At 63.7% G+C, this 20,458-nt stretch carries 15 protein-coding genes; 7 read left to right on the top strand and 8 right to left on the bottom strand.

Annotated features, from left to right (window positions below; genetic code table 11):
• Positions 1-23: 23 nt before the first annotated feature.
• The 4 genes from JQ628_RS18425 to JQ628_RS18440 all read right to left on the bottom strand — a co-directional run bounded on the left by JQ628_RS18425 (position 24) and on the right by JQ628_RS18440 (position 4,607).
• Entirely contained in the window at positions 24-296 is a 273-nt protein-coding gene (locus tag JQ628_RS18425) for a PilZ domain-containing protein (protein WP_212224301.1), read from the bottom strand.
• A gap of 158 nt (positions 297-454) precedes the next feature.
• Positions 455-2,206 carry a flavin-containing monooxygenase gene (locus JQ628_RS18430; protein WP_212224302.1) on the bottom strand — a complete coding sequence of 584 codons (1,752 nt, stop codon included), beginning with the start codon at positions 2,204-2,206 and terminating at the stop codon, positions 455-457.
• A 118-nt stretch (positions 2,207-2,324) separates the two neighbouring features.
• Positions 2,325-3,455: an amino acid ABC transporter permease gene (locus tag JQ628_RS18435; RefSeq protein ID WP_212224303.1), complete on the bottom strand. Its 1,131-nt coding sequence runs from the start codon at positions 3,453-3,455 to the stop codon at positions 2,325-2,327.
• A 3-nt stretch (positions 3,456-3,458) separates the two neighbouring features.
• Positions 3,459-4,607, bottom strand: a complete 1,149-nt coding sequence (locus JQ628_RS18440; RefSeq protein ID WP_212224518.1) for an amino acid ABC transporter permease — start codon at positions 4,605-4,607, stop codon at positions 3,459-3,461.
• 131 nt (positions 4,608-4,738) lie between these two features.
• On the opposite strand from JQ628_RS18440, the gene JQ628_RS18445 reads away from it, so the two are divergent.
• The 4 genes from JQ628_RS18445 (at position 4,739) to JQ628_RS18460 (ending at position 10,494) form a co-directional block, all read left to right on the top strand.
• Positions 4,739-5,605: a MurR/RpiR family transcriptional regulator gene (locus tag JQ628_RS18445; protein WP_212224305.1), complete on the top strand. Its 867-nt coding sequence runs from the start codon at positions 4,739-4,741 to the stop codon at positions 5,603-5,605.
• A 5-nt stretch (positions 5,606-5,610) separates the two neighbouring features.
• The gene (locus JQ628_RS18450) at positions 5,611-6,960 is read left to right on the top strand and encodes an aspartate aminotransferase family protein (RefSeq protein WP_212224306.1); all 1,350 of its coding nucleotides are present in this window, start codon (positions 5,611-5,613) and stop codon (positions 6,958-6,960) included.
• Positions 6,961-6,975: 15 nt separating this feature from the next.
• Positions 6,976-7,986 carry an amino acid ABC transporter substrate-binding protein gene (locus tag JQ628_RS18455; protein ID WP_212224307.1) on the top strand — a complete coding sequence of 337 codons (1,011 nt, stop codon included), beginning with the start codon at positions 6,976-6,978 and terminating at the stop codon, positions 7,984-7,986.
• Between the two features lie 153 nt (positions 7,987-8,139).
• Positions 8,140-10,494: a molybdopterin-dependent oxidoreductase gene (locus JQ628_RS18460; RefSeq protein WP_212224308.1), complete on the top strand. Its 2,355-nt coding sequence runs from the start codon at positions 8,140-8,142 to the stop codon at positions 10,492-10,494.
• Here JQ628_RS18460 and recQ read toward each other — a convergent pair.
• On the bottom strand, positions 10,446-12,314 hold the full coding sequence (gene recQ / locus JQ628_RS18465; RefSeq protein ID WP_212224309.1) for a DNA helicase RecQ: 1,869 nt from the start codon (positions 12,312-12,314) through the stop codon (positions 10,446-10,448). The genes JQ628_RS18460 and recQ overlap by 49 nt on opposite strands.
• A 200-nt stretch (positions 12,315-12,514) precedes the next feature.
• Here recQ and JQ628_RS18470 point away from each other — a divergent pair, with 200 nt between their 5' ends.
• Genes JQ628_RS18470 through JQ628_RS18480 form a run of 3 tightly spaced genes read left to right on the top strand, consistent with a single transcriptional unit; the run spans position 12,515 to position 17,286 of the window.
• A complete protein-coding gene (locus JQ628_RS18470; RefSeq protein ID WP_249128070.1) occupies positions 12,515-14,920 on the top strand; it encodes a S8 family peptidase in 2,406 nt (801 codons plus the stop codon).
• A gap of 13 nt (positions 14,921-14,933) precedes the next feature.
• The gene (locus tag JQ628_RS18475; protein WP_212224310.1) at positions 14,934-16,157 is read left to right on the top strand and encodes a hypothetical protein; all 1,224 of its coding nucleotides are present in this window, start codon (positions 14,934-14,936) and stop codon (positions 16,155-16,157) included.
• Positions 16,158-16,188: 31 nt separating this feature from the next.
• Complete coding sequence (locus tag JQ628_RS18480; protein WP_212224312.1) at positions 16,189-17,286, top strand: DUF2235 domain-containing protein; 1,098 nt, start codon at positions 16,189-16,191, stop codon at positions 17,284-17,286.
• 28 nt (positions 17,287-17,314) lie between these two features.
• Here JQ628_RS18480 and JQ628_RS18485 read toward each other — a convergent pair whose 3' ends face one another.
• The 3 genes from JQ628_RS18485 to JQ628_RS18495 all read right to left on the bottom strand — a co-directional run bounded on the left by JQ628_RS18485 (position 17,315) and on the right by JQ628_RS18495 (position 20,406).
• On the bottom strand, positions 17,315-18,697 hold the full coding sequence (locus tag JQ628_RS18485; protein WP_212224314.1) for a vWA domain-containing protein: 1,383 nt from the start codon (positions 18,695-18,697) through the stop codon (positions 17,315-17,317).
• A gap of 6 nt (positions 18,698-18,703) precedes the next feature.
• Positions 18,704-19,651, bottom strand: a complete 948-nt coding sequence (locus tag JQ628_RS18490) for an AAA family ATPase (RefSeq protein WP_212224316.1) — start codon at positions 19,649-19,651, stop codon at positions 18,704-18,706.
• 122 nt (positions 19,652-19,773) lie between these two features.
• The gene (locus JQ628_RS18495; RefSeq protein ID WP_212224318.1) at positions 19,774-20,406 is read right to left on the bottom strand and encodes an HAD-IA family hydrolase; all 633 of its coding nucleotides are present in this window, start codon (positions 20,404-20,406) and stop codon (positions 19,774-19,776) included.
• Positions 20,407-20,458: the final 52 nt, after the last annotated feature.

Genomic DNA, 20,458 nt, shown 5'->3' on the forward strand with positions numbered 1-20,458 from the left:
GGGTTTGCCGGCGACCGCGCGCCTCACTGCACGAACTTGACGCCGTAGGTCCTGCCGCGGCGCCAGACGACTTCGCATTGCCGGTGCATCGAATGATCCTGCGCGAGTGCGAGGCCAAAATGGTCGCGGACCTCGATGGCGATGTCGGCCACGATCTTGGCGCCGCCCGGCGAGACGTCCAGCACGATGCACTGGCGGCGCGTCACTCCATCGTCGACCGTCATCCAGCCCGAATGATGCGGGAGCTGGCGTCGCGGTTCACGCTGTACCTTTACCCTAGGCTCTTCCAGGGTCATGATCATCGCCCCATGGTCGGAATCACCGGAGTGAGATCGCTCCGGAATGCATTAAGAAATAGCGACTGATTAGAAGCCGATTCCGTAAAATCAGACTTAGCGGAATATGTTGAAGTTTATCGGTTTGCACCGTTCGGGGGCCGGGACGAGACGCGGCCTCACACCACCGGCACCCGTTTGGCGGCAACCGCCGCCGGCGAGATCACCTCGATATCCAGCGGCACGCGCCAGCGTTCAGTGAAGCGCACCTGCGGCTCGGCATTCGCCTTGTGCCCGCCTTCCAGCACAAACCCGCTAAAGCCATTGCTCATGACCTCGTTGCACTTCTGCACATAGACCGGAAAGCCGCCGATATAGGGCATGAAAACGCGCGGCCGGCCGGGAATATTGGTCCCGACATACCAGGAGCTGCATGTCGAGCGCAGCGACACGGTGGAGACATCGTTGACGTGTTCGACCCAGGCGTCCTCGTCCGCGCGTGTCGGCTCGATCGACGCAGCGCCAACGTCGCGCATATGGCCGAGGCAATCGGCGAGCCAGTCGACATGCTGCTCGATCGCCTGGATCATGCTCGCCAGCACGGACGGGCTGCCAGGCCCGGTGATCATGAACAGGTTCGGAAAGCCTTCCGACGCAAGGCCGAGATAGGTGCGGGGGCCCGCCTGCCATTTTTCCGCAAGCGTACGCCCGCCGCGGCCAGTGATGTGGATTTTCTCGAATGCACCGGTCATGGCGGCGAAGCCGGTGGCGGAGACGACGGCATCGAACTCATATTCGACGCCGTTCACCTCGAGGCCCTTTGCGGTAAAGCGCTCGATCGGCGTCTTGGAGACGTCGACCAGCTTCACATGCGGCAGGTTATACGTCGCAAAATAATCCGTATCGACGCAAAGGCGCTTGCAGCCGAATACGTTCTCGGGGCACAGCAGCTCCGCAGTCGCGGGATCCTTTACGATGTTGCGGATCTTCTTGCGGGCAAAATCGGCGATGGTGTCGTTGGCGGCCTTTTCGAACAAGAGGTCGCCATAGGCGCCAAGGAACGGCAGGCCGCCGCGCTGCCAGGCCTCTTCATATTGCCGTTCGCGTTCCTCTTCCCGCGCCTCGAGCGCGGGCTTGCTGTTGAACAGGAAATAAAAGCCGGTCGGCCGCGCCCGCGCCTTGGCGCGTAACGCAGGATAGTCTGCTTTGGCGGCCTTGAGAAATTCCGGCGTCAGCTTTTCGTTCCAGGCGGGCACCGACCATGTGGCGGTGCGCTGGAATACGGTGAGCTGCCTGGCCTGCTGTGCGATGATCGGGATCGACTGGATCGCCGACGAGCCGGTGCCGATCACGCCGACGCGCAGGCCGGTGAAATCGACGCCCTCATGCGGCCATTCGCCGGTGTGGTAGATCGGCCCGCGAAAATCTTCGATGCCCTTGAACGCCGGCCGGTTCGGCGCCGACAGGCACCCGACCGCCATGATGCAGAACCTTGCGGTGACCTTGTCGCCGCGGTCCGTCTCAATCAGCCAGGTCTTGCTGCTCTCGTCGAAGGTTGCCGCTGTCACGCGCGTGTCGAATACGATTCCGCGGCGCAGATCGAAGCGATCGGCGACATGATTGGCATAGGCAAGGATTTCGGGCTGCGGCGAATATTTTTCCGACCAGTTCCACTCCTGATCCAGCTCTTCCGAGAACGAGAAGGAATATTGCAGGCTCTCGACATCGCAGCGCGCGCCCGGATAGCGGTTCCAGTACCAGGTGCCGCCAACCCCGCCGCCGGCCTCGAACACTTTTGCCGAAAAGCCGAGCCCGCGCAGGCGGTGCAGCATGTACATTCCGGCAAAGCCCGCGCCGACGACGATGGCGTCGTACACGGTTCCCGTTTCCGCAGGACGCATCGGCCCTTGCGCTGTGCTGTCCGCACCCATGGTCCGCTTCTTCCCCGTTTGGTTTTCTTGCGATTATGGCTGCCCGGTTCGGCACCGCAAGCGGGTACAGGGCAGGCGCGACGAATGGCACCCATGCAGCGCGCCGTTTCGGCGGGAATTATCGCGCCGCGTGGCTGTCCTGCGCCTCGAGGCTGCGGCTGTAACGCGACATCGCAAAGCAGAAGGCGAAATAGATCAGGGCCACGAAGATATAGACCTCGACGCTGAAGGATTGCCAGGCCGGATCGATGATCGCGGTCTTGGCGGTCGTGAGCAGGTCGAAGATGCCGATGATCAGCACGAGGCTGGTGTCCTTGAAGAAGGCGATAAAGGTGTTCACCAGCGGCGGGATGACGTGGCGGATCGCCTGCGGCAGGATAATCAGCCCCTGCTTCTTCCAGTAGGAGAGGCCGAGTGCATCGGCGGCGTCATGCTGCCCCCTGGGAATGGCCTGCAAGCCGCCGCGAATGACTTCGGCAAGATAGGCGCCAGCGAACAGGATGAACGCAATCTGCGCGCGCAGCAATTTATCGATGTTGACGCCGTCGGGCATGAACAGCGGGAACATCACGCTCGCCATGAACAGCAGGCTGATCAACGGCACGCCGCGGATCAGCTCGACATACAGCACACAGAGCGAGCGGATCGCGGGCAGTTTGGAACGGCGGCCGAGCGCGACGAGGATCCCGAGCGGAAAACCGAACGCGAGCCCGAAGGTGGCGAGGATCAGCGTCACCGGCAGCCCGCCCCAGCGATCCTGCGACACGAACGGCAGGCCGGGAATACCGCCCCACATCAACAGGCCGATCAATGCGAGCGCGCCGGCCCACACCAGTGCCAGTTCCTTGCGCCAGGCCCAGCGCCGGCTCGACACCACGAACAGCGCGATGAACAGCAGCACGGCCAGCGCGGGCCGCCATTGCTGCTGGAACGGGTAGGTGCCGAACAGGATGAAGCGGAGCTTTTCTGGAATCACCGCCCAGCAGGCGCCAATGCCGCGGACGGCGCGGCACGCGGCGGTGTTGTTGCTGTCGGGAACGCTCCAGACCGCGTTGAGCCAGCCCCATTGCATGAGGCTTACCAGGCCCTTGCCGAGCACGAGCAGAAGCAGCAGCGTGATGATGGTGGAGGGAATGGTGGCGAACAGGTTGGCGCGCAGCCAGGCAATGGCCATGCCGGCGAACGTCCTGTTCGTGCGGGGACGAGCCGAGGGGAGCGGGCTATCGGGAATGTCGGTCACGACCGTCATGGTTCAGCGCTCCACCAGCGCGATGCGCGCGTTGTACCAGTTCATGAAGAAGCTGATGCCGAGGCTGATGGTGAGGAACACGGCCATGATCAGCGCAATCGCCTCGATCGCCTGGCCGGTCTGGTTCAGCGTCGTGTTGGCGATCGAGACAATGTCCTGGTAGCCGACCGCGACCGCGAGCGAGGAATTCTTGGTCAGGTTCAAATATTGGCTCGTCATCGGCGGAATGATGACGCGCAGCGCCTGCGGCAGCACGATGTGCTGGAGCGCAAAACTGCGGCGCAGGCCCAGCGCCTTGGCGGCGTCCCACTGTCCCCTCGGTACCGACTGGATGCCGCTGCGCACGATCTCGGCGATGAAGGCGGAGGTGTAGGTGACGAGCGCGATCAGCAGCGCAAAATATTCCGGCGCCAGCGTCAGCCCGCCGACGAAATTGAATCCGCGTAGCTCGGGCAGCATGATGCTCCAACTCGCGCCCAGCATGAGCGACAACAGCGCTGGGATGGCGATCACCAGCACCAGCGCATAGGGCCAGCTATGCCGCGGTTTGCCGTCCAGCATCTGCCGCGCGGTGAGCCGCTTGCGAATGAAGAAGGTCACGGCGAGGCCGATTGCGGCCGTGAGCAGCACCCACAGGTTCGCCGTATCGAGCGGGATCGAGGGCAGCACCAGGCCGCGATTGGACAGATAGACGCCCTCGACCGGCTTCCATGCCTGGCGCGCCGCGGGCAGTCCCTGCATCAGCACGTACCAGAACAAAAGTTGCAGCAGCAGCGGGATGTCGCGCAGCATTTCGACATAAACCGCCGCAAGGCGCGACAGCAGCCAGTTGGCGGAAAGCCGCGCGATTCCGACCAGCGTGCCGAGCACCGTCGCCAGCACGATGCCGATCACGGCGACGCGCAGCGTGTTCGATATCCCGACGATGAAGGCGCGCAGATAGGTGTCCTTGGGGCTGTAGGGCAGCCAGCTATCGGCGATCGGCATACCGGCCTCGCGGCCGAGGAAGGCAAAGCCGGTCGAGATGCGGCGTACCGAGAGATTGTGCACCGTGTTCGACCACAGCCACGCGATGATGGCGATCACGATCGCCACGACGAGGATCTGCCAGATCAGTCCGGAGAAATTCCTGTCCTTCAGCGAGATGCGCATTCGCCGGGACGGAGGAGAAGCGGGTTTCGTCGTCACGGCGCGAGCATCCTTGAAACGGTGGCGGCAGCGTGCAGAACGGGATAACTATTTCATATGTTGCAAAATGGTGCAAGATATGAAACAAATGTTTCATGAGCGCCAGACCCTCGCCCCTCAGTGAACTCTGCAGCGCAATTCCGTCGCTGCCCTCGCGGCTACAGCAGGTCGGCCGCTTCGTCGCCGCCAACGATTACGACGCCACCACGCGCTCGATGCGCGAGCTGGCCTCGGTGGCGGGCGCCGATCCCGCCGCGTTCACTCGGCTTGCGAAGGCGATCGGTTATTCCGGCTGGGACGAGTTGCGCGCCGCCCTGACGGAAGCGCGGCGGCCCGAGCAGTCCTCGCCCTTCTCCGGCCGCGCCAGGGGCCGCCGTTCCGGCCCCAATCCCGAGATGTCGCTGATCTCGGACAAGCTGGAGGCGGAAGCCGCCGGCCTCGCACGCATCTCGCCCGGCGCCATCGCCGGCGCGGCCAAGGCGTTGCATGGCGCAAAGCGAATCTGGATCGCCGGCTTTCGTAGTTGCCGCAGCGTTGCCGAGCTCCTCAACTATCAGCTCCGCCTGTTCCGCCCCGACACTGTGCAACTGGTCGGCGGATCGGGGCCGGAAGATCTCGACCTCGGCGCCTTCCGCAGCGGCGATGCTGTCGTGGTGATCGGCTTTGCGCCTTACTCCACTCCCAGCGTGCTCTCCGCACGTGCGGCGCACGCTTCAGGCGCCACGCTGATCGCGATCGCTGACAAGGTTTCCGCACCGATGGCGGAAGGCGCCGATCATCTGCTCCAGTTCGAAGCAGCGGCCTCGCCCGGTTTTTTCCCAAGCCTGACCGGCGCCATCGCGGTTGCGCAATCGCTGGCGGCGGCCACCTTCATGCTCGGCGGCGTCGGCGCCAAGCGGCGATTGGAAGAAACTGAAGCGCGCCTTGCCGACACCTCTCAATATGTTGCCGAAGAAGGCTGACAATCATGGCCCAGCGAACCAGTCGTGTGATGCACCGGAGTCTTCGCCAGACTCCGCCCAGGGCGGTTGGCGGCGAGGGGGTGTGGCTGATTGCCGAGGACGGACGCCGCGTGCTGGACGCCTCCGGCGGTGCCGCGGTCTCCTGTCTCGGACACCAGCATCCGCGCGTGATCGAGGCCATGAAACGGCAGGCCTCGAACCTCGCCTATGCCCATACCGGTTTCTTCTCGTCGGCGCCTGCGGAAGAACTCGCCGAACGGCTGGTCGGCCATGAGCCCGGCGGACTTGCGTACGCTTATTTCGTCAGCGGCGGATCGGAAGCAGTCGAAGCCAGCATCAAGATCGCGCGGCAATATTTCATGGAGCGCGGCGAGCCCGGACGAAAACGCTTCATCGCACGGCGCCAGAGCTATCACGGCAACACGCTCGGCGCGCTGGCCGCGGGCGGCAATGCCTGGCGGCGCGAGCCCTATGCGCCGCTGCTGTCGGATGCCTTCAGCCACGTCACGCCGGCCTTCGCCTATCACGAGCAGCGCGAGGGCGAGACCGAGGCCGATTTCGTCGCGCGGCTGGCGGCAGAGCTGGAAGCGGAATTCCAGCGGCTCGGCCCCGATACCGTGGCCGCCTTCATGGCAGAGCCGGTGGTCGGCGCGACCTCCGGATGCGTGCCGCCGCCGGAAGGGTATTTCCGCGCGGTGCGCGAGATCTGCAATCGTCATGGCGCGCTTCTGATCCTCGATGAAGTCATGAGCGGCATGGGCCGCACCGGCACCCTGCACGCCTGGGAGCAGGAGGGTATCGCGCCCGATATCCAGGCCATCGCCAAAGGACTTGGCGGCGGTTACCAGCCGATCGGTGCGATGCTGGCGAGTTCGCGTGTCGTCGACACGATCCGCGATGGCAGTGGCGCGTTCCAGCACGGCCACACTTACATGGGGCATCCCATGGCCTGCGCGGCCGCGCTCGAGGTGCAGAAGATCGTCAGCGAGGAACGTCTGCTTGATCGGGTGAGGGAGTTGGGCCGCCGCCTCGAACGGCGGCTCACCGAGCGTTTTGGCAATCATCGCCACGTCGGCGACATCAGAGGGCGCGGCCTTTTCCACGCGATCGAACTCGTCGCCGACCGCGCTACGCGCTCGCCATTTGATCCCGCGCTCAAGCTCCATGCGCGGATCAAGGCAAAAGCCTTCGAACTTGGACTTGGCTGCTATCCGATGGGTGGCACCGTGGACGGCCGTATCGGCGATCACGTCCTGCTGGCGCCGCCCTACATCGCGAGCGAAGAGGACATCGACATGATCGTCGACCGGCTCGGCCAGGCCGTCGACGAAGCGTTGAAGAATGTTGGTCACTAGGGAGGGAGTAGCAACATGAAGAGGATCGTCTTCGCGATCGGCGTGCTCGCCGCATCGCTGTCCATGGCGTCGGCGGGCACGCTCGACACGGTGAAGCAGCGTGGTACGCTGGTGTGCGGCGTCAGCGCCGGCTTTGCCGGTTTCTCCGCGCCGGATTCGCAGGGCAATTACAAGGGCCTCGACGTCGACTATTGCCGCGCGCTTGCCGCCGCCGTGCTCGGCGATCCCGCCAAGGTGCGCTATGTCGCGCTGACCGCGCAGAACCGTTTCACCGCGCTGCAATCCGGCGAGATCGACGTGCTCTACCGCAACTCGACGCAGACCTATCTGCGCGGCGTCACGCTCGGCCTGCGCCAGGGGCCGGTCAATTTCTACGACGGCCAGGGGTTTGTGGTGAAGAAGGACCTCGGTGTGAAAGACGTCAAGGACCTGAAGGGCGCCACTGTCTGCGTCGCACAGGGCACCACCCATGAAGTCACGCTCGGCGATTACGGCCGCGCCAACAACATCGACTGGAAGCCGCTGGTGTTCGACCGCATCGACACCATGTATCAGACCTTCTTCGGCGGGCGCTGCGATGCCATGACCCAGGATGCGTCGGCGCTCGCCGGCGCGGTCGCGACCGCATCGCCAAATCCCGCCGATTATCTCGTGCTGCCCCAGACCATCAGCAAGGAGCCGCTCGGCCCGTTCACCCGCAACGGCGACGAGGTGTGGAGCGACATCATCACCTGGCTGCATTACGGCCTGATCGAGGCGGAGGAACTCGGCGTCACCCAGGCCAATGCCGACGAGATGGCGAAGTCGCAGGTGCCGGCCGTGCAACGCCTGTTAGGGGCCTCCGGCGATCTCGGCTCGCGACTCGGGCTCGACAACAAATGGATCCTGCTGGCCATCAAGGCGGGCGGCAATTATGCCGAGATATTCGAACGCAATGTCGGCAAGGCGAGCCCGTTGAAACTCGATCGCGGCCTCAACGCGACCTGGAACAAGGGCGGATTGATGTACGCGACGCCCTTCAAGTAAGGGCACGACAGGCTGGATTCGGCTGGGACACCGCGTCGTGAGACGGCGCGGTGTTTTTCAGCTTTGCATGGTATGACATTTATAATATAAAGGAGAATAAAGGCGGCTGCCAGTTCCGTTCGATCCGGCCGCGCCCAATGCAAGGAGACGGTCATGAGCACGGGAACGTGGCACAAGACGGCCTGCAATCTCTGTTACGTCAACTGCGGCATCGAGGTCCTCGTCGACGACGGGCGCATCGAAAAGGTCCGCGGCGACCGCACCAGCCCGAAATCGCAAGGCTATCTCTGCAACAAGGCCGCGCGCATTCCCTATTACGCGCATCATAAGGACCGGCTCACCACGCCGCTGCGCCGGCGCGCCGACGGCTCCTTCGAGCCCATCGAATGGAACGTCGCCATTGCGGAGATCGCCGGCCGGATGCGCGATCTGGTCGACCGGCACGGCGGCAAGGCGCTGGCGCTCTATGGCGGTGGCGGGCAGGGCAACCATGCCGGCGGCGCCTATGCCAATGCGTTCCTGCGCGCGCTCGGCTCGCGCCACGTCTTCAATGCGCTGTCGCAGGAGAAGACCGGCGACTTCTGGATCAACGGCCACATGTTCGGCAGCCAGACCTGCCATACCGCCGAGGACGTGCACCATTGCGATCTCCTGCTCGTGATCGGCGCCAATCCGTGGATCGCGCATGGTTTCCCGAATGCACGTGATCATCTCAACCAGATCCGCAAGGACCCGTCACGAAAGCTTGTGGTGGTCGATCCGCGCCGCTCGGAAACCGCAGAGATGGCCGACCTGCATCTCGCCGTTCGTCCCGGCACCGACGCGTTCCTGCTCGGCGCCTTGCTTGCGACGCTGGTGCGGTCCGATGCCATCGACCATGACTTCATCGAGCAACACACCGTCGGCTTCGATGAAGTGAAGCAGGCCTTGCTGGCTATTCCGGTGGAGGAATGGGCAGCGGCCGCCGAAATCCCGCTCGCCGACATTGAGCGCTGTGCCGCGATGATCGCCGCCGCCAGGGCGATGGTGGTGCGGGTCGAGCTCGGTATCCAGCAGGGCGTCAATTCGACGCTCAATTCCTATCTCGAAAAGTTGCTGATCATGCTCTCCGGCAGCTTTGGCCGCAAAGGCACCAACCAGTTGCATAGCTGGCTACAGCCGCTGTGGGGCAATTCGCCCGGCCAGAAATTTTCGCCGACCGGCGACGAGGTCATCGCCGGCCTGCTGCCGCCGAACATCTTTCCCGACGCGGTGCTGGGCAACCATCCCGACCGCCTGCGCGGCGTCTGGATCGACAGCTCCAATCCGGCCAACACTGCCGCCAACACCGAAGCGGTCGAACGCGCGCTGCGTTCGCTCGAACTATGCGTCGTCGTCGACGTCGCCATGACCGAGACCGCGCGGCTTGCGCATTACGTCCTTCCGGCATCCTCTCAATATGAGAAGACCGAGTTCACGCTGTTCAACCTCGAATTCCCGACCAATTATTTCCACGTCCGTGCCGGCGTCGTGCCGCCGCTCGAAGGCACGTTGCCCGAGCCCGAAATCTACACCCGGCTGGCGCGGGCGATGGGCCTGCTTCCGGGCGACAATGTGCTGGCGCCATTGCGGGATGCGGCCAAGCGCTCGCGGCCGGAATTCGCTTTGGCCTTCCGCGCCTTTATGGGCGAAAACCCAAACCTCGCGGCGATGGGGGCGCTGGTGCTCTACCACACGCTGGGCCGGACTCTTCCCGACGGAACCGCCGCCGCGGCTCCGATGTGGAACGCGGCGCTGTCATGCGCCAAGCGCTCGCCGCTGGCGGTCCGGCGCGCGATCGGCGCTCCGGCCGAAATTCCCGATGCACAACTCGGCGACATGCTGTTCGATGCGATCGTGTCGGCCCGCCAGGGCACCGTCATCACGCAGCATGAATATGATGAGGTGTGGTCGCTGGTCGGCCATCCCGACCGCAAGATTCGCCTGGCGGTGCCCGGCATGCTGGAATGGCTCTCGAGCCTCGACCCGCGCACCGCCGGCGCGCCAAAGGAATTTCCGTTCATGCTGGCCGCCGGCCAGCGGCGCATGTTCAACGCCAACCAGATTTTTCGCGATCCGGCCTGGCGCCGCGACGATCGCGACGGTGCGCTGCTGATCAACTCGTCCGACCTCGGCGAACTCGGCGTCGCAAACGGCGACTGGGTGGCCGTCGAATCGACGACCGGCCGCCTTGTCGCCCGCTGCAAGGCCGACGACTCCATGCGCAGGGGCCAGCTCGCGCTGCCCCATGGCTTTGGCCAGTCCTATCCGGCAGCGGATGGCGAACGCCTCGTCAATGGCCCGCGCATCAATCTACTCACAGAGAGCGGCAACCGCGATCCCATCGCCGGCACGCCCTATCACAAGCACGTCGCGGTTCGGTTGAAGGCGCTATCGGCCGCGGAAGCCGCCGCTTTCCAGCGCGCGTCAGAGCGTATTCATCAGGGAGCCGCGCCCGCTCTCACCAACGCGAGCAGCTCCTCGCCATAATGCTCGAGCTTCTTGTCGCCGATGCCGGCGATGCCACGGAGTTCACCCAGCGTTGCCGGCCGCGTGGCGGCGATGCCGTCGATGGTGGAATCGTGCAGCACCACATAGGCCGGCACGCCGCGCGCACGCGCGATCTCCGAACGCCAGGCCTTTAGCGCCGCATGCAACGCCGGATCGGCGGCCGCGCCATTCGCAGGCGTGGGCGCAAGCTCGCCGCGTCGCGACTTGGCCCGGATGGCGCGGTTGCGGGTGCTGGGCGCCGCCTCCCGCAGCCAGATCTCGGTCTCGCCCTTCAGCACGCCGCGCGAAGTCTCCGTCAGCTTCAGCGCGCCATACGCCTCGCCGTCGGCGCGCAGATGGCCCATCGCGACGAGCTGGCGCAGCGCCGCGCGCCACTGCTTCTCGTTGAGCTCGCGGCCGATGCCGAACACCGAGAGCTTGTCATGGCCGAATTGCGTGACCTTTTCGGTCATGCGGCCGACCAGCACGTCGATCAGATGCATCGCGCCAAACCGCTGGCCGGTGCGATAGGCGCAGGACAAGAGCTTTTGCGCGATGACCTTGCCGTCGCGCATCTTTGGCGGGGTGAGGCAATTGTCGCAATTGCCGCAGCTTTCCGCTTCCACCGCTTCGCCGAAATAGCCGAGCAGGCGGCGGCGCCGGCAATGCGCGGTTTCGGCAAGCCCGACCAGCGCGTCCAGCTTGCCGATCGAGACGCGCTTGAACGCGTCGGAACCGCTGGACTCGTCGATCATTCGCCGCTGCTGCACGATGTCGGACAGGCCGTAGGCCATCCAGGCGCTGGACGGTTTTCCGTCGCGCCCGGCCCGGCCAGTCTCCTGGTAATAGGCTTCGATGCTCTTGGGCAGGTCGAGATGCGCGACGAAGCGCACGTCGGGCTTGTCGATGCCCATGCCGAACGCGATGGTGGCGACGATGACGATGCCGTCCTCGTTGATGAAACGGTCCTGGTGGCGCGCACGCAACGAAGCATCCAGCCCGGCATGATAGGGCAGCGCTGGAATGCCGGCTTCCGACAGCGCCGATGCGACGTCCTCGACCTTGGCGCGCGACAGGCAATAGACGATGCCGGCCTCGCCCGCGTGACGCTCGGCGATGAAGGTCTTGAGCTGGTTGAGCGAGTTCTGCTTGTCGACGATCTCGTAACGGATGTTCGGGCGATCGAAGCTCGCGACAAAGCACGGCGCATCGGTGAGCGACAGCCGTTCGGCGATCTCCTTGCGCGTCAATTCGTCGGCGGTTGCGGTCAGCGCGATCCGCGGCACCTCGGGAAATTTTTCCGACAGCACCGATAGCCCGATATATTCGGGCCGGAAGTCATGTCCCCATTGCGAGACGCAATGCGCCTCGTCGACCGCAAACAGCGCGATGTCTGCCTGGCCGATCAAGTTGAGGCAGCGCGGCGTCAACAGCCGCTCCGGGGCGACGTAGAGCAGGTCGAGATCGCCGGCGAGCAGCCGTCGCTCGACTTCGGAAGCTTCCTCGAACGACAGCGTCGAATTCAACACCGCTGCATTGACGCCGGCCTCGATCAGGCCTGCGACCTGGTCGCGCATCAGCGCGATCAGCGGCGATACCACGATGCCGCAGCCCTTCCGCAGCAGCGAGGGCAACTGATAGCACAGCGACTTGCCGCCGCCGGTCGGCATCAAGACCAGGCAATTGCCGCCATCGGCGACATGCCGCACGATTTTTTCCTGCTCGCCGCGGAAGGCGGTGAGGCCGAAGACGGAGTTGAGTACGGAAAGGGCGGTGGCAGGGCTTTCGGATCCGCGATCCGGGATCGGTGATGCATACATGGAGGCGTGGTCGTCGAACAGGGGCTGATTAAGCGATGATGGCAGGCTTGGTTGCCATTTAGAAGGGCGGAGATCGTTCCGCGCAGGGAACGATTGTCATTCGGCCTCGAGGCCGCATCCCGTAAGGGCATGGTGGTGAGTTGACGACCCGAGCGTTGGCCCTTGGCGTTGCGGAGAGCGATGGAAAATAATGGCGTCTATTGCGGACCGCTGTTCCTTATGCAACTCTAGCGGGCATTAGGGGAGTAATGCCGCCATATTGCTTGGGTTCGGTCTGCGGCTACGCGCTGGGGAGCCAGATGGCGAAGAAATCCACGCCACAAAAGGGCCGGAAGAGGGCATCGGCTGACGCTGCATCCTCAGAGCCGCCCGTGTCTGTGGAAGATTCATCTGCTGCCTCTCAGGAGCCGTCAGGCACATCTCCGCCCCCGCCAGAACCACCGTCACCTCCGCCGGGGCCGCCACCTCCGTCGGACCCGCCGCCCCCATCAGGGCCACTGCCTCCGCCACCGCCACCTCCGCCGCTGACTCCGCCAAAGCCACCATCTCCGCCGCCGACCGGTATTGATGAAAAGGGCAGGCTGGATGAGGCGACCCTCCGGCGTTTCGTCTTTCAAACATTTGGACGCGCCCGCAGGACGCAGGACAGCCCGGTGATGCCGGATGTCTGGCTTCGCTACATCCGCATCGCGGAAAGAATGGCTTGGGCGCGCATCGATCCGGAGCACCCCACGCCGACCGAGCCGCCGCTCGACCTCCTCGTGACCCCGTGGTCGGGGGTCAGGCCGGGTCAAATAGCCGAATGGCTGCGCGGGCGGCTGAATGAAAATATCCGGCAATTCGGGAGAGGCGTCTGGCCGGCCTTTGCGCGAATCGCGAGCAGCGACAGCCGCGTCGTCGTCTGCGCAAATTTCGACATGCTGGTCTGCTACCTGGTGCCGATGTCCAGCTGGTGGTGGTCGTCGTTGGGCATACCGGGGCAGCAAGACAGCGACAGCGACTTCCGTAGCTTCGATGCGGCCTACCAGGCAATCGTCAATGATCCTGGTGCACCGAAAAACGAGCTGTCCCGATATCTGGCATTGGTCGGATTTATCGAGTTTCTCCGCGCGGCCGACACCAAGGAAGAGTTATGGAGGCTGGCGGGGCTTGCGTACCGGCTGGGGCCGGCCCCCGAGGATAACGACGCCGAGCAAGATCAGCCGCCAGTCTCGCAGGACGATCTGCATGCGTTGTACAAGCTCGCGTGGAACTTAATGCACAACACGAGAGGCATCGACCCCAAGGAAGACAAGGGCGTGTACCTGATCAGCCTGAACAGACCGGCAACGCAGACGCTGTTCGAATCGCGCAACACGGTGAAGGCCGATGCGGCACAGCGCGTGTTCAACATCAACACGACAGGCATCACGTTCGCCGTGATCGACGGCGGCATCGATGCCACTCACCCGGCCTTCCTGAACCTGGCGCACAAGAGATTGGACGACGCCACGAGGGAGCGCTTCAAGGCCGGCACGTATCCTGAGCGGCCGGATTGCCTGAAGTTTTCCAGGGTCGTGAAGACATATGACTTCACGATGGTGCGCGACATCGTCGCTCATGCCGGAAGTCCCGAGGGGGTCGAACCGTCGAAAAAAGCCGCGGTCAATCGCGTGCTTGCCGAGAAGACAAACAAGGATCGGCTGCTGCATCTGAAAATGCGGAGCGAGAACACCCGGGATATCGAGTGGGAAATCGTCAGCCCGCTGATCGAGGTGCCGCATGACGGGAATACGATTATCGTCGACGCACCGGAAGCTGAAGACGGCTATCGTGTCCCCGGCACCGATCACGGCACCCACGTAGCCGGCATCCTTGCGGCGAACCTTCCCAAGGATCGCGATACCGGCAGGGAACTGACCGGCATGTGCCCGCATCTGACGCTGTACGATCTGCGGGTGTTCGACTCCGAGGGCCGCGGCGACGAGTTCGCGATCCTGTGTGCGATCGAGTTCGTCGGATGGCTGAATCGGGACCGGGCGAATCCCGTGGTGCACGGCGTCAACCTGTCGCTGGCGCTGGCGCATGACGTCGATAGCTTTGCCTGCGGTCAGACGCCGATTTGCGAAGCTTGCAACCATCTGGTCGGCGCCGGCACCGTGGTCGTCGCGGCGGCCGGCAATACCGGATTCGAAGGCCAGGGCCCGCAAAAGCAGAGCCTCGGCAACGGTTATCGGGCGATCACCATCACCGATCCGGGCAATGCCGACAACGTCATCACCGTCGGCTCCACGCATCGCCGGGATCCTCACCTCTACGGCGTGAGCTATTTCTCGGCCCGGGGGCCGACCGGCGACGGCCGGCGAAAGCCGGATCTGCTGGCCCCCGGCGAAAAGATCACGTCGACGATTCGCAATGGCCGGAGCCAGCGCATGGACGGAACGTCGATGGCTGCGCCGCATGTCGCTGGTGCGACCGCCATGCTGATGGCGCGTTATCCGGAACTGATTGGCAGGCCATTGCGCATCAAGGAAATCCTGTTGCAGACCACGACCGACCTCAAGCGCGAGTCGAGCTTCCAGGGAACGGGCCTGCTCGACGTGCTGAGGGCGCTACAGTCGGTATAGGAGGAGTTGACCCATGGTGGCTCTCGAGGCGCTGAATGCCCTCTACGGCGATTGCCTCCTGCTGCGCTATCCCGGGCCTGACGGCAAGGAACGATTCTGGATCATCGATGGCGGGCCGCGTGCGGGCGATTCCGGCGGACAGCAAATCTCGGTCTGGCTGGATGTGTTGTTGCCGAGGATCGAGGACATCAAAGACGAAATCAACGCCGATCCGAACAAGCCGTTGCCGGTAGCGCTTGGAATGGTCAGCCATATCGACGACGACCACATCTTCGGCATCATGAACCTGATGCAAAAGCTGGTTGGGGCAACAGCGGCCGACCCCGCGGCGGTCAAGTTTGACCGCTTCTGGTTCAACTCCTTCGAAGGGCTCGTCGGGCCGAAGCCGGCCGGCATGCCGGCGGATGCGCAAACGGCCTCGCTGCAATCGCTGGTCAGCGTACAGAACTTGCCCGGCGTCGCCGATGAGCACGCGCGGATGATCATGGAGAGCGTGGGCCAGGGCATCACGCTGGCGAGCAGTCTTACCACATTGGGCCTGCAAGGTAACGCGCCGGTCCGCGGCCTGGTTGTCGCCAAGCAGGGCCAACAGCCGTTCAATATCGAGGGCGCAAAGGTCACCGTGATCGGCCCGTTGCAGAAGCGGCTCGATAAGCTGCGCAAGGAGTGGGAGAAGGCGCTGCAAAAGCCCACCAAGGAGGCGCGCCAGGCCGCCTTGCAGGAGCTATTCCTGCCGCAGAAGTTGATGGACAGTTCCGTTGCGAACCTTTCTTCGATCGTTGTTCTCGTCGAGGTCGGCGGCAAGAAGCTGCTTCTTACCGGCGATGCCAATGGCAACGACATCGTGACGGCCTGGGGCGAACTTGATCTCGGGCCGGCTCCGGTGCTCGATGTGCTGAAAATGCCGCATCACGGCAGTATCCGGAATTGCTCGGAAAAATTCCTGCGAACCTTCGAAGCCAAGCACTACGTTTTCTCGGCGAACGGCAAGTTCGACAATCCCGACGCGCCGACGCTGGAAGCTTTGATAAAGATGCACGGCAATCGCGACATCACCATGCATTTCACCAACGAGGACGTGACCTGGAAGGCCCCCGGCTATACACTCGAAAAGGACGGCGCCAGGGTGAAGAACCTCAAGGAGATGCTGGAGGCGCTGCGCACCGCCTATCCCGGGCCGTGGAAGGCAAACGCGCGCAAGGCAGCCGAAAAGTCAGTCGTCGTGGAATTGTCCTAGACATTTTATTGCGCTGCAATCGGGGGAATGCATGAGCAAGAACATCATCGTCTGCTGTGACGGTACTGCAAATGAGTTCAAACAGAACAACACCAACGTGGTGAAGCTGTTCTACACTCTCGCGCACGATACGCAGAAGACCTACTACCACCCGGGCGTTGGCACGATGGAGGCCGTCGGCGCCGTCACCACGGCGGGACGCAAGGTGACCAAGCTGCTTGGCCTGGCAATCGGATACGGACTCGAGACAGATATTCGCGATGCCTACGTCTTCCTGATGAACCAGTTCCAGCCGGGCGATCGTGTGTTTCTCTTCGGCTTCAGCCGCGGTGCATACACCGTCCGCGCCCTCACCGGCCTGCTTCACATGTACGGCCTGATCCGGCCCGGCAACGAGCCGTTGGTGCCGTATGCGATCCGGATGATGATGGCGATCACCAAGCTGAGGGAGCGCAAGAGCGACGAGGACGAGATCAAGCGCTATTTCGATCTCGCCGGCGAATTCAAGCAGCACTTCTGCATCGAAACATGCAACCCGCATTTCGCCGGTGTGTGGGATACCGTGAGTTCGGTTGGCTGGATCGAGAATCCGGTCCGGCTGCCTTACTCGGCCAACAATCCGGATATCGCCATCGGCCGTCACGCCGTGGCCATCGACGAGCGGCGTGCATTTTTCCGTACAAATCTTTGGCACCCGACGCCTACCGGCGGACCGAAGGACATCAAGCAAGTCTGGTTCCCCGGCGTGCACTGCGACGTTGGCGGCGGCTACCCCGAAGCGGAGAGCGGGCTTTCCAAACTCGCGCTCGACTGGATGCTCCGGGAAGCAATCGCCGCCGGCTTGCTCGTGAATCAAGCGAGAGTCGATCTGGTGCTGGGCCGGTCCGGCGGCGGTTACGTTCCGCCCAATCCGACGGCCGCAATGCACGAGTCGCTGACGCCGGCCTGGTGGGCCGCCGAATACATTCCCAAGCGGCATTATGACTACAGCACGAAGCAGGAAGGCAAGCGCATGAACCAGTTCCGGCGGCGCACGATACCGTCCGGCTCCCTCGTGCATCATTCTGCTTTCGAGCGGGGACCCGATTATATCAAACTGCTGCCGCCGGACGCAGTGATCGAACATTGATCCTTCGCTATCGGAGCTTCATCGCCCGCTACTGATACGTCGCGACGATATCCGACACCGCGCGCTCGAGCTGCTTTGCGGTGGCGCATTGGCGCACGACGGAGCAGAAGGTCGCATAGCGCGGCATCTCGGAATCGCCAAAGCCCCAGGCCATGCGCCCCTCGGGATTGAGCCACACCAGCCGTTTTGAGCGCTCGCTGATCCGCCGCAAAATATCGGCGCGCGGATCGAGATTGTTGCTGCGGGCATCGCCGAGCACGATCACCGTGGTCTGTGGCGTGATCGCGTTCATCCATTCGTCCTCGAAATCGGCGAGCGAAGAGCCGTAATCGGAAGAGCCGAAGCCGACCTTCGACATGATCTCGGCCATCGCCGCTTCCGGCGATTTCTTCTCGAGGATGTCGCTGACTTCGATCAGGTGGCCGGAGAAGGCAAAGGAGCGGACGTCGTCGACCACTTCGTGCAGGCTGTGGATCAGCAGCAGGAAAAAGTCGGATACCCGCGCGACCGAGCCGGATACGTCGCACAGCGCCACGATCTTTGGCCGGTCGCGATGTTTTCGTTTCCATGCGGTGAGGAAGGGCACGCCGCCCCAGGCCGCATTGCGCCGGAGCGTCCGGCGGACGTCGAGATGGCCGCGGCGCTGGCGCTTGCGCGGCTTGGAGTAGCGCTCGCGCAGGCGGCGCGCGATCTGGCGGATCAGCGCGCGCATCTGCTCGACCTGCCGCGGCTCGATCCGCGCCAGCGGGGCGTTGCGCAGGATTTCGTTGCGCAAATTCTCGGCTTCCTCGCGGCCGTAGAGAAGCAGCGCCTGCGAGACGGTTTCGCGCACCGCATCGCGCAGGCCGTCGGTGGCGGCCGCCAGCCGCTCGGCCAGCCCGGGATTTGACGCGGTCAGATTGTCGAGGTCGTCGCGCAGCCGCTGAATCCCCATCTGGTCGAGGATGCGGGTGGAAAAGATGCCGCGCTGGGTGAAGTAGCGAATGTTCGACAGGGACGCCGCGTTGGCTGCGTTCGCGATCGCCGCTGCAATCGCATTGCGGTCCTGCGAGAGCAGCATCTGGGCCAACGCGCCGAGACCCTCGGTCGGCTGAGCGTCGGCGCCGCCTTCGGCCGGTTGACCGCCGCCCTGCGGCGCTTCGCCGGTCTCCTCATTCTCATCGGTGTTGTCGTTGTCCGGCGCGGACGGCGGCGGCTCGGGCTGGCTGAAGAACAGGTCAAAGCAGTCGCCGAGCGCGCGCTTCTCCTCCTGCGTCTTGGCGAGTGTCAGCAGGAAGGTGTCGCGCAGGATGGCGCGATCGTCGATGCCGACTTTCGAGACCGCCCGCATCGCATCGATGCTTTCGGCGGGCGAGAGCCGGACCCCGGCTCCCCGCGCCGCCCGAAAGAAGCGATGCAGGTTTTCTCTCATCCCATGTCAACCGAAGACGTTTTGACGCGCAGCCTTGGCGATGAAGGTGCTGATTTGAGGCTGAGTTGTCTCGATATCGGCCTCGTATTTCAGGAGCACGTTGAGCGTATCCGTGACGATCTCATGGCCGAGTTCGGAAGCCTGGAGCAACACCAGCACGCGCGCCCAGTCGATGGTCTCGCTCACCGACGGCAGTTTTTTCAGGTCCAGGGTGCGGACCTCATGGATGAAGCCGACCATCTGCTTGCGCAGCACCTGCGAGATGCCGGGCACGCGGCTCTCGACGATGCGCTCTTCCAGTCTCTGCTCGGGAAAGCCGATATGCAGATGCAGGCAGCGCCGCTTCAGCGCATCGCCAAGGTCGCGCTCGCTGTTGGAGGTCAGGATCACCGTCGGCGGCGCCACCGCCGAGACGGTGCCAAGCTCGGGAATGGTGACCTGGAAATCGCTGAGGATTTCCAGCAGCAGCGATTCGAATTCCGCGTCCGACTTGTCGATCTCGTCGATCAGCAGCACGCACCCCGCCGGCTGCTCCAGCGCCTGCAACAATGGCCGCGGCTCGACGAACTCCTTGGAGAAGAACACGTCGCCGAAATCGTGCAGTTGATCGAGCGCGGCATGCAGCGTCGCGGCTCCCCCCAGCACTTCGCCGAGCTTGTCCTTCAGGATCTGCGTGTAGAGCAATTGCTTGGCGTATTTCCACTCATACAGCGCCTTGGCTTCGTCCAGCCCTTCGTAGCACTGCAGACGGATCAGCTTCTGGCCGCGCCAGGCCGCGATCGCTTTTGCAAGTTCGGTCTTGCCGACGCCGGCAGGACCCTCGACCAGGATCGGCTTTTCGATTTGCTGGGCGAGATAGACCGCGGTCGCGATCTGCCGGCTCGCGATGTAGCCCTGCGCCGCAAGGCCGCTTTCGACTGCCTCGATCGAGGCCGCAGGCCGGTTCTCAGCCACGATGTTCAGCTCCGGATGGGTATCGGGTTACAATTGTTCTGCCTGCGTTCCCGGCAAAGGACAAGCGCCGATTGGGTCGCCCGGGCTGACGTTTTGGCATGCGCCAGCGCGTATCGAGCATGCTAGCGCAGCGCCATTCCCGTCGCCGCCTCCAGCTCCTCCAGCGCCTGCGATGCGCTCAGCACCTTGATCGTCGTCATGCCCATGCCACGCGCCGGCTTCAGGTTGACGCCGAGATCGTCAAGATAGACGCAGTTTTTCGGATCGACCTTTAGCGTCTCGACCATCATCTGGTAGATGCGCAGATCGGGTTTCCGCAAGCCGATCTTGGCGGACTCGATGACGTGGTCGAACAGCACCATCACTTCGGCGATGTAGAGCGAGCGGCCGGTGGCACTGCCGATGGCGTTGGCCGGCAGGTTGTTGGTGATGCAGCCGGTCTTGTGCTTCTGCTTGATGCGCTTGAGCGCTTCGACCATTTCCGGCCGGATGTCGCCGGACAAGAGCGGCAGCACGTCCTTGCCGCGGACTTCGGCGCCGAGCGCCCGCGACTCGTCGGCGAACAACTGGTCGAACGCCTCGATATCGACCTCGGCGCGCTCGAATTTTGCCCAGGCATTTTCCAGATGATTGGCGGCGTTGGTGCGGCGGATGATGTCGGCGGGCAGACCGCGCTCGCGCTCGAACCGCGCGAACGCCTCGAACGGCGAAGAGGTCAGTACCCCGCCAAAATCCCAGATCACCGCTTCGATCATTCCACCCTGCCGGTTCGAAAAATTCGTTGGCGTGCGGCTAACACGGAAATCC

This window comes from Bradyrhizobium lablabi, from assembly GCF_018129385.1.
Taxonomy (GTDB): Bacteria; Pseudomonadota; Alphaproteobacteria; order Rhizobiales; family Xanthobacteraceae; genus Bradyrhizobium; species Bradyrhizobium lablabi_C.

Bases quoted from the DNA above. Each gene is read 5' to 3' on its own strand.
- JQ628_RS18440 (WP_212224518.1), bottom strand. From the start codon at position 4,607: ATGCGCATCTCGCTGAAGGACAGGAATTTCTCCGGACTGATCTGGCAG.
- JQ628_RS18480 (WP_212224312.1), top strand. From the start codon at position 16,189: ATGAGCAAGAACATCATCGTCTGCTGTGACGGTACTGCAAATGAGTTC.
- JQ628_RS18495 (WP_212224318.1), bottom strand. From the start codon at position 20,406: ATGATCGAAGCGGTGATCTGGGATTTTGGCGGGGTACTGACCTCTTCG.
- JQ628_RS18425 (WP_212224301.1), bottom strand. From the start codon at position 296: ATGACCCTGGAAGAGCCTAGGGTAAAGGTACAGCGTGAACCGCGACGC.
- JQ628_RS18445 (WP_212224305.1), top strand. From the start codon at position 4,739: ATGAGCGCCAGACCCTCGCCCCTCAGTGAACTCTGCAGCGCAATTCCG.
- recQ (WP_212224309.1), bottom strand. From the start codon at position 12,314: ATGTATGCATCACCGATCCCGGATCGCGGATCCGAAAGCCCTGCCACC.
- JQ628_RS18485 (WP_212224314.1), bottom strand. From the start codon at position 18,697: ATGAGAGAAAACCTGCATCGCTTCTTTCGGGCGGCGCGGGGAGCCGGG.
- JQ628_RS18455 (WP_212224307.1), top strand. From the start codon at position 6,976: ATGAAGAGGATCGTCTTCGCGATCGGCGTGCTCGCCGCATCGCTGTCC.
- JQ628_RS18435 (WP_212224303.1), bottom strand. From the start codon at position 3,455: ATGACGGTCGTGACCGACATTCCCGATAGCCCGCTCCCCTCGGCTCGT.
- JQ628_RS18430 (WP_212224302.1), bottom strand. From the start codon at position 2,206: ATGGGTGCGGACAGCACAGCGCAAGGGCCGATGCGTCCTGCGGAAACG.
- JQ628_RS18475 (WP_212224310.1), top strand. From the start codon at position 14,934: ATGGTGGCTCTCGAGGCGCTGAATGCCCTCTACGGCGATTGCCTCCTG.
- JQ628_RS18460 (WP_212224308.1), top strand. From the start codon at position 8,140: ATGAGCACGGGAACGTGGCACAAGACGGCCTGCAATCTCTGTTACGTC.
- JQ628_RS18450 (WP_212224306.1), top strand. From the start codon at position 5,611: ATGGCCCAGCGAACCAGTCGTGTGATGCACCGGAGTCTTCGCCAGACT.